The sequence below is a fragment of the Lentzea terrae genome, from assembly GCF_003265345.1.
Taxonomy (GTDB): Bacteria; Actinomycetota; Actinomycetes; order Mycobacteriales; family Pseudonocardiaceae; genus Lentzea; species Lentzea terrae.
Map to the genome: position 1 here is coordinate 61,500 of NZ_QFWW01000031.1, position 8,243 is coordinate 69,742.

Sequence of the window (8,243 nt, forward strand, 5' to 3'; positions counted from 1 at the left end):
CCGCTGGCCCAATCCAAACCGATCTTCGTGCGCACGTCGAGAGCTGGCTGCGCGGTCAGGGCGCAGACCTGAGAACAAACCTCCGCGTGTTCGGCGACGAAACCGGCACGGCGTTCTTGAGAGCGGAATTCGCCTGCTTGCGGTCACTTGGGGAACTCCGCGCAGAGCTCGAAGCAGCCTCGGTGCACTGGTCATTGGAAGCGTGGAACCTCCAGGCCATGGACCGTCCGAAAATCCTGGTGTTGGCCAGCCGTACCAACCATTGCGTGCACGAACTGCTGGCACTACATCAGCAAGGGCGCTTGGCTGGCGACATTGTGCAGGTGGTGTCTAACCACCCTGATCTCCGAGGCCTTGTCGAGGCGTACGACGTACCGTTCATGACGATCGAGTGGCCGTCTCAGCAGTTCGGCTCGACCAGCATGGCGGCAGCGCACGCCCACCTTGGCCAGCTGATCAAGCAGAGCGGTGCGAGGTTGGTTGTGATGGCCCGGTTCATGCAGGTTCTGCCGGTGGCTGTGTGCGCCATCGAGCCTGTGATCAACGTGCATCATGCGTGCACCGTTGCCTTCCCCGGAGGGAACACGCATCGTCGGATGCACGAGCGCGGCGTCAAGGTGCTTACTGCGACCGCCCACTATGCAACGGCCGGACTGGACGAGGGGCCGATAATCACCCAGGAGGTTCGTTCCGTCGAATCGCTCGGGCCAACGCCGACTTCCAGCGCTCTGCAAGCCGCCAGTCGCCCGATCGAAGCCATGGCGTTGGCAACCGCTGTGAACTGGCACTGCCAGGGCGAAGTGTTGGTGTGGCGGGGCCGCACGGTGCATCTGGCCCCTTAGAAGTTGGCGTCCTCAAACTGCTTGCACAGGCGCCGGCTGCCAGTGAACGAATGGCATTGACCCACAGGTCCCCTGCACTGTCCCCAGCGGCCACGCCGCGTACTCCATCGACCAGCCTGAGCGTGTCCGGACCAGGTCGCGCGTGGGTCAGGGTGCAGTCATGCGCAGGAGGTGCTGGCGGGTCTGCTTAACGTCGCCGAGGGCGCAGTGGTCGCCGCCGCTAGGCATGGTCGACGTGTGGCGCTACCTCGCGAAGCTCCGGTCGCCGCGGCGTCCGCACGACGATCAAGTACCTGGAGCGCGACTTCGCCGCCCTGCCGGTGGCCGGGCTGGAAGGGCTGCTGCCGTACGGGACGCCGGATCCGGCGTTTCGGGGGCCGCAACGCGGCGGTAGAACAGCTGGTGCTGTCGAGCGGGCTACGCAAGCGGGAGTTCACGTTCCTGCTGGCGCCGGAGATGCCGACGTTGCCCCGCGAGCACACCACGTTGCCGATCCCGCTGCCGGTGGCGGCCACATCGCGAGGGCGGCAAACAGCCCATGACCAGGGTGGCCTACGACGCGCTGGCGGCCGTGCACCGCTACATCGAGCTGGAGCGGCGGCTGGCCGTCGAGGGCTCGGGATGGCGGCCGGACTCGGCATGGGGTGAGCCGCTGTCGTGACGTCCGCGGACTACCACGGCGTCGTCGACGGCCGTCGACACGCGTAGTCACGGCTGACGCCACAGGAACGGCTGCGGCTGGTGGACTCCTTGAGCGGGTCGCTGCTGCTGGCGGTGCGGTTGGACGGTTCGCCGTTTCGGGCGTGGGGCACGGTGCTGTGCCGTGCATCCGAGGGCCTCCGGGAGCGGTTCGAGCTACGGTTCCCGCACGTGCATGAACTGGAAGCCGGTGTACGAGATCGTGGCCTGATACTGATCGCGCCCGACTGACTGGAGCGCCTGGGACGTACCCCACGCGAGGCGACGCCCAGACGCTCGCCGCTGCATCTACCACGTGCTGTGCGCGAGAACGTAACCCGGTTGGGGTCGGTAGCGGGCACTCACGAGGCGAGCATGTCGAGCCCGAACCCGACCAACGCAAGACCAACCGCAAACCACTTCAGCGCGTTGGTAGGCCGAGCTTTGACCAGAATCTTTGCGAGCGCACGCATGACACCCGAGAGCGGGGCCATCCGAATCCACAGGATAACCCGAAAGAACCCTCGCCCCAGAGAAGACCGAGACGGGGTTTCCTCAGCGTTAGCTAGAACGCCAACCGCGAAGAATAGGCCAAGAAAGGCCCAGGCAAGGAGATCTCCGGGCGCGGTAGTTTTGACTCGATGTGCCGCCAAATCTGGAATCAAATAACGAACCATTACATATATCATCGGCAGTGCAAGAATGACACCCAGCGTCCGGAGTGATCTTCTTCGCAAGGCGAGGCCGCCGGACTTAGAATCCTCGGCCGCGTCTGCCAGGTCCTGGGCTGGCAAGTGTGCGCGCAAGAAGTCGTCCACTGCCGAAGACGCGAACTCAACTTGCTCATGGCAGGCTGTTTCGCCAGGCCTTCCATGTCTGCCTGTGCACGTGTGTGCCGTGGGCAGGGTTGCGACCGTGGCGGCGTGCCAGGCGTCGAGGTCGGCTTGGCGGACCACTTGCGAGAGGCCTGCGGCCCGTGGAGCACCGCCTCGGGACACCTTCATTTTCGTTACGGAAGTTATCCCCTCGCCATGGCCACCAACTGAGTAGTATTCCTTCTCAAAAACGATGCTTTCTTTCATCTCCCCGCGCAGTGTGGCGACTGGAAAAATCTCTACGTGCCGCTCCGCTCTTTTGTGTAAATCTTGTCGGCGTTGTTTCCATTTATCACTCAGGGCGCCCAGGCGTTCCGGGCCAATGAGGTCAAGAATGACGGTCGCGCCTGCGACGTACTGTAACGACTTGCCGATTCTTCCCCGCGTTCGTATTGATAAGCCCCAGGCGATCCTATCGTTCTTCAGGTTGCCTTCCAGCCATGATTTGGTCAGGTCCAGAATTTCTCTGTAGTGGGTGATCACGAGGGTTGCCACGGCGAAGGCGCACGCTCTGATCAGCCACCGGCGAATCGGCCTCCTGGCCCTCGTGTCATGAGCTCGTGCGCTGTTGGTATCGCCGGCGGTCTCAGTCATCTGGTGATCCTTGATCGGACTTCGCGTGGAGGCTGGCGTCGGCGTCGTTGGATAGTCGGCGTCGGGCTCGTACTCGTATGACGCCAACTACATCGCCAGAGCAGTTTGATCCGCTATCGGGGCGAGGGGTCGATCCGGCGGGATCGAACGCAAGGCACGTTCCTGCTGGTCGGTGATCATCCTGCGATCCTGTACGTCGTCCGGGATCCGCACGTCGAACCCGTTGATGTTTACGATCTTCTCGCCAACGGCCAGATCACGAACAGAACCACGGACGTCCTGGACGCGGTCCGCGTCGGGCAGCTCCCGCCGTCGAGGTCGAGGTGCAGAAGCCGAACGAGATCAACGTGATTGGGTACAAGCTCACCGGCCTCTCAGCTCGTAGAACGGGTAGGCGCTGACGCCGGCAACCGCGACGGCAACTGACCTGAACCGCAGGTGGAACCTCACTGTCCTCGGTTCGGGGACCGAAGCCCCATCGATTTGCTCGAGTGTGCGGTCGAGCCGTTCGCGGGCTCGCGCAGAACTATCGCTCCGGCGACAGGAACGCGCCCTGCAGAAGGCCGGCAACGGCCGACGAACCACAGGTCGAACCTCGGCGGCAATCGAGCTGCCCGCGGCCGGAACCGAGACCCGCGCCGACCGCCAGGCGGGCCGCGCGGCTGAGTTCGTCGGCGAGATCCCACGACCTCAAACCCGTACAGACCCCCAAGGCCCGCATTACGTCGCGATCTGGAAGTCGCCTGGAAGGGGTACACCCCCTGGGGTAGCTGTTTCTGAATCTGCCGGAGTGATTCCCGGTGATTAGCAGGAATGCGCAGAGAGAAAGCTCAGGACAACGCAGCGCAGACGCGCTGCAATGCAGTCGAATCCGACACACTCTGGTAGCGGCACCTCTGCAACGCGCTGTGCGACGTCGCCGTCTCACGAGCAGTCAGTGCTCCGATGTCAGCAGCGGTGCTCCGTTCGAGTGCATTCGATCCTGGTCTGCCGCGGCCGAGTGCACGCGGTCGCTTCACTTGGCGTTGAACCGATGTGAGCACCGTGGAGGGGAGACCTGTGGAGCGCGTTGAGGTGGCCGAGATCGTCCGCGATGTGGTCGAACAGCTAGCGCCCGAGGAGATGCCGGTCGTCAACGGGCTTGTCGCACTCGATCCCGCCGTCGCGTCGAGGCGGTTGGCGAAGGCGGGTGCGCGGCAGGATCCGCTGGGGTTCGGGCTTGGTGACCTGGTCGTCATGATCACGCCCGTTGTGTGGGTGGTGCTGGAGCACGTCGCCGGGCGGCTGAGTGACAAGGCCGTCGACGGTGTTGCCGCCCGGCTGTGGAAGAGGTTTCGGCGCAAGACGATTCCGAAAGCGGTGGAGCTGCCGTTAAATGCGGAGCAGTTGGGCGAGGTACGTAGGAAGGCGCTGGAGGCCGGTGCGCGGCAAGGGCTGACGCCGGAGCTGTGCGCGCAGATCGCCGACGCCATCATCGCGCGCCTGGCGCTCGGCGACGCGGAGTAGTGCACCGTTGTCCAGGGTCGACGAGAGGGTGCTGGGTCCGGGTACGACGGTTCGGTTCGCGTTGCTGCTGGTGATGCTGGCGGTGGCGTCGGTGGCGCTCACTGCGGACTTGGCCGGACGGACGACGGAGTCGCTCGACTGGGTGTGCCGGCTGGCCGCAGGCTGGGATCCGGACGCCGGGGACCAGGCCGAGGTGACCAACCCGACCACGCGGGACGACCCTGCCTTCTACGCGTGCCTGGATCGGTACTCACCCGCGCCCGCATGGTGGCTGCCGTTGCTCGGCCCGGTCATTCTGATCGGGGCCGCGGCCATGCTGTTCTTCCTGATCACGACGCGCAAGCGGCGACGCGTGGTACCGCTATCGAAAGTCGATCCTGATGTCCAGGAGGTTCTCGACGATCTGGTGGCGGTCGCCGGGCTGGAACGGGCACCCGAGTTCGTCGTCGATCCGACCGCCACGTCCACCAGGGGCGCCGCGGTGTTCGGTCGGGACCGAAAACCGGTGGTGCGCCTCGATGTTGGGCTGCTGGTGCACCGCGGCAAGGATCCCGACGGATTCCGTGCCGTTGTGTTGCACGAACTGGCGCATATCCACAACCGCGACATCACCCTCACCTACGTGACTGTCGCGCTGTGGCGGACGTTCCTTGCGCTGGCACTGTTGCCGGACAGCGTGTTGCTGGCCAAGGAGCTGTTCGATGGCCCGTCATCGCCGCTGTCGTCCTTCCACGTTCCCGATCTCGCCCGCGGGATCGTGCTCGCGATCCTGATGGTGTTGCTGGTGCACCTTGCACGGGCGGACGTCTTGCGGACGCGCGAGGTACACGCCGACCTCACGGCGTTGCGGTGGGGCGCGGACCGGCGCGGCTGGGACGAAGCCGACAGGCCGTCGTTCGGTGCCGTGTTCGCCGAGTTGTGGCGCACGCACCCGCGCTGGGACTTGCGGCGGGCGTCGTTGGACGATCCGGCTCCACTGTTCGGTGTGCGTGCGCTGCCGATGTTTCTGACCGGAGCGGCCGCCGAGCTGATCAACAACGCCGCCTTCCTGTACCTCGATCAGCAGCGGAACCTCGGCGAGTGGCCCCGCCAGTTCGTCGCGCTGGTCACGGCCGGTCTCGTCACCGGAGTCGCCGGCATCGCCTTGTGGCGCGCGATCGTGCACGCGCGGCTGACCGAGACCAACGGGCCCTCCGGAGTGCTCTCCGGGGTGTGGCTCGGGCTGGGGATGGTCACTGCGGAACTGTTGGCCGGGCCGCATGTTCTCTATGACTGGGTACCCGCCCGATGGTGGGCCATGACCGTGCCGGTGGCGGCCGGGGTCGCGTTCACCTGGTGGATCGCACAGTGCGCCCGCCTTTGGGCCGGCACCTGGCGAGGACGCACGCTGCGAGCGCCGATGCTGCTCGTCCTCGTGTCCGGCGGGCTGGTGCTGTCCACCTGGTTCCAGTGGTGGCTTACCGGCGGCGGGATCGTGCTGCTGTTCGGTTCACCGCTCAGCACGAACGACATGGTCACCGACTTCCAGAGCAGCGTGCCCGGCGCCGGGCCTGAATGGCTGCTGCGGATCACCATGAGCACGTTGCTGCTAATGGCGTCCCTGATAGGCGCGCCGCTTATCCTCGTCGCGGTGGCGCTGGCGTGGGCGGTTCCGCTGCTCGCGTGGACCGTTCGGCCCGGCCCACTGAGATGGGTGCACGAAGCCGTCACCGACTTTCCAGAACCGGCGTCGCAGCGGTTGCCAACGCTCCGCCGTGTCGTATTGCCCGGACTGGTCACGGGCGCGCTGGCGGCAGGGGCGCTGCTGCTTGTGGGCCGTGATCTGGAAGAGCTGGCGTACATCGCCACGACCTTCGCCGCCGCAGTCGCCGCAGCCCTCCTCGCCTCCCTCACCGCGCCGGGCACACACCGCTTGCCCACCACCCTTGCGGGGGCTCAGATCGCAGCCATGATCACCATCGCGGCTGGTGCGCTCCTCCGCTCGTGGTTCGTGCTCAAGCCGATGATCACGGCGGGCCTGGTCGCGGCTGCTTTGCTCGCGGTCGCCATCGCCGCCGTCCGCGCGCTGGTCCGCCGGCTCAGCCGCCTGCGCCCCGTAGTGCCGTCACCCCGCCCCGCTCGGATTCGTAGCCGTCGCGTTGCCGTCGCGATGTTCACCGCCGCAGCGCTTGCCTTTGCCGGAGCCGAAATCGCGTACGCGGTCACCTCCGACATCCCCAAGAGCATCCCCAAGGTCACGGTCACCTCGATGCCCTCCGTCGCCACCACGCGGATGCAGCTCTCCGCCTGGAACTACGTTGGCGGTCGCACCGTCCTCGACCGCGTCGCCACCGCCACGACCTGCGAGGTCGTCACAGCCGCCGCGCAGGAGGCAGAAGCTTTCCTGCGCGTGCCCGACCAGCGGCTGCAACCCCTGTGGCAAGCCGTCATCACCCGTACCGACCACGCCCGCGCGAAGTGCGCCGCCAACTCCGAAGCCGGCCTCGCGGGGGCACGTCAGGCCGCCGATGCCGCGGCCGCCCTGCGTATCGGTGTGGATGTCGCCGCACGTGGCGGCACACCGGACGCCACCGTGCCCGAACCGACCCAACTGGAGCTTGCGCAGTGGGCAGACTGGGGCGCCCGCGACCTGCTGTTTCGCTACGCCACAACCGCCAAGAACGTGTACGACTACCTCAAACGCGCCCAGGGCGAAGTCGAGACGACCACACTCGCGGGCTACTGCACCGACCTGACCCGCGTCGCGACGGATGGACAAGACTTCTTCCGCGTCAACGACCCGTGGATGCAGGACCGTTGGAAACGGTTCATGGAGGAGGCAGGCAAGACAGGCGCGCATTGCAAACGCGCACTCATGGATCTCGACCTAGAGGCGCTGCGCACCGCACTTGCGGAGATCACAGTGCAACAACGAACCGCACTGTGCCTGGAGGCCTGGCTCCGCGGTTCGTCGAAGAACTGCTAGCGACAAGATCTGCCGGACGAAGTCGCCGGACAGGGTGCGGCATAAGTTTCTGAGCGCATCTGGTCGGCCAGTCGCACAGGCGCTGAAACTGTCAATGTCCGCAGTCGCCTGCACACATGTCTGAACTCCTCTGCACCCCTGCGGCGGCCGACGCGGGACGACGATCCCGCAGGAAAAGTGAAGGGCACGTTATGCCGCCGCAGGCGAGCTGAGCAGCCGCCGGGCGCGCAAGTTGGTGCATGGCACTGGTCGATGAGGGCGAGCGCGTCGTTCTCGCTCTATTGCCTGGTTCGGGTACGCGATGACGAAGGCTCCTCGTCCCTGTTCGGTTCGCAGGTAGCCCTCCTCAACGAGCATCTGCTGTGCACGTCTGATGGTGTTGAGCGACGGCACGTCGTACTCGTCCTGCAGTTGGTTGATCGACGTGTGCCGCTCGAAAATTCATCGCTGCTGGTCAGGCGGCTTATCTGTACGTTGCCGAACAGGTCGACGGGTTGACGGTGAGACACGGGCGGCGGACGCCATTGCTGCGGGTGATGCTGGAGCGCATCGCGGTGGCGCTGGCCGGACGTGCCGGGTCACGGCTTGCCACTTCGCTGTCCGCTCCGGCGAGCAGGTCGACTCTGCTTCGGCTGGTCGTGTCGTTGCCGGATCCATCCGCTGTGACACAGCCCGACTCCTGCGTCGGCGGTACGACTAGTGTCCTGAGTCGTTAATTCGGCGCCAGCACTAGATTGTGCTGGTGCCGAACCCGAAACTCGTGCCGCTGGCCCTGTCCGATGA

Annotated in this window: 6 protein-coding genes; 4 read left to right on the forward strand and 2 right to left on the reverse strand. The window is 65.7% G+C overall.

The genetic code is table 11. From position 1 onward, the window contains the following. Positions 1-86 precede the first annotated feature (86 nt). A complete protein-coding gene (locus DI276_RS39850) occupies positions 87-842 on the forward strand; it encodes a formyltransferase family protein (RefSeq protein WP_157985262.1) in 756 nt (251 codons plus the stop codon). 538 nt (positions 843-1,380) lie between these two features. Continuing rightward, positions 1,381-1,503, forward strand: coding sequence for a hypothetical protein (locus DI276_RS53160; RefSeq protein WP_269814347.1), 123 nt, complete (start codon positions 1,381-1,383; stop codon positions 1,501-1,503). A 379-nt stretch (positions 1,504-1,882) separates the two neighbouring features. On the opposite strand, the gene DI276_RS50510 is transcribed toward DI276_RS53160, so the two are convergent. After that, positions 1,883-2,989 (reverse strand): hypothetical protein, encoded by a 1,107-nt coding sequence (locus DI276_RS50510; RefSeq protein ID WP_157985263.1) that lies wholly within the window; start codon positions 2,987-2,989, stop codon positions 1,883-1,885. 1,059 nt (positions 2,990-4,048) lie between these two features. Here DI276_RS50510 and DI276_RS39860 point away from each other — a divergent pair. Together DI276_RS39860 and DI276_RS39865 are read left to right on the forward strand one after the other, a co-directional pair. Continuing rightward, entirely contained in the window at positions 4,049-4,495 is a 447-nt protein-coding gene (locus tag DI276_RS39860; protein WP_157985264.1) for a hypothetical protein, read from the forward strand. Positions 4,496-4,565: 70 nt separating this feature from the next. Then, complete coding sequence (locus tag DI276_RS39865) at positions 4,566-7,460, forward strand: M48 family metalloprotease (RefSeq protein ID WP_232837243.1); 2,895 nt, start codon at positions 4,566-4,568, stop codon at positions 7,458-7,460. Positions 7,461-7,649: 189 nt separating this feature from the next. Here DI276_RS39865 and DI276_RS53520 read toward each other — a convergent pair whose 3' ends face one another. After that, on the reverse strand, positions 7,650-7,901 hold the full coding sequence (locus tag DI276_RS53520) for a GntR family transcriptional regulator (RefSeq protein ID WP_112273650.1): 252 nt from the start codon (positions 7,899-7,901) through the stop codon (positions 7,650-7,652). Between the last annotated feature and the right edge of the window lie 342 nt (positions 7,902-8,243).